Genomic DNA, 382 nt, shown 5'->3' on the forward strand with positions numbered 1-382 from the left:
TTGATCGAGGCGATCGGCGCGGGCTACCTGGGTGAGTTGACCGGTGGCGTGCTGGGCAGCCATTACGCCGACATCTTCGCGTTCGTCGCGCTGATTCTGGTGCTGACGCTGCGGCCCTCGGGCCTGCTGGGCGAACGCGTGGCCGATCGCGCCTGATCAGGAGCTAGAGATGCAAGACAACAAACAATCCAAACTGGTGGCGTTCGCGCTGGCGGCCGTGGGTCTGCTGGTGGTGCCGTTGCTGGCACAGCAGTTCGGCAACGGGCCGGTGCGCATCATCGACCTGGCGCTGCTGTACGTGCTGCTGGCGCTGGGGCTGAACATCGTGGTGGGCTACGCGGGTCTGCTGGACCTGGGCTATGTGGCGTTCTACGCGGTGGGT

General features: G+C 65.4%; 2 pseudogenes. Both read left to right on the top strand.

The window, feature by feature from the left end:
* Positions 1 to 156: pseudogene (locus LZ017_RS21890) on the top strand (branched-chain amino acid ABC transporter permease); the annotation flags it as partial.
* A gap of 13 nt (positions 157 to 169) precedes the next feature.
* Positions 170 to 382, top strand: a pseudogene (locus LZ017_RS21895) (ABC transporter ATP-binding protein); the annotation flags it as partial.

Source organism: Pelomonas sp. CA6, assembly GCF_022549225.1.
In the GTDB taxonomy this organism is placed as follows: domain Bacteria; phylum Pseudomonadota; class Gammaproteobacteria; order Burkholderiales; family Burkholderiaceae_C; genus Roseateles.